Genomic DNA, 298 nt, shown 5'->3' with positions numbered 1-298 from the left:
AAAACTGTGGAATCATTTTTTGGCACCATTGTTTATTCATGGCTTTATGCAAAAGCAAGGAGTGAGCGTGTTGCTGAAACTGGTAAATAGCGTTTATAGCCGGATTGTCTTCAAGAAAAGCATCCCGCTTACGTTTACATTTGGGCGTCAACCTGTCAGGACGAGTACGTAGTACGGCCAGTATTCCACGGTTACTTTTTACCTGCTTTGATAATTCGCGATAGGTCACCATGCATTGATGCTGAAGAAGGCGTATGACATGGAACCGGTCTGCCACTATTTTTGCATTAGGGAAGTG

Annotated in this window: 1 protein-coding gene; it reads right to left on the bottom strand. The window is 43.6% G+C overall.

Annotated features, from left to right (window positions below; translation table 11 throughout):
* Positions 1-298, bottom strand: a 298-nt coding sequence (locus ACQUTA_RS13130) for a transposase (RefSeq protein ID WP_444988716.1), incomplete at both ends; no start/stop codon positions are given.

Source organism: Legionella navarrensis (genome assembly GCF_052527415.1).
The sequence above is the reverse complement of the archived record's forward strand: the minus strand, read 5'-3'. Positions and strand labels throughout refer to the sequence as shown.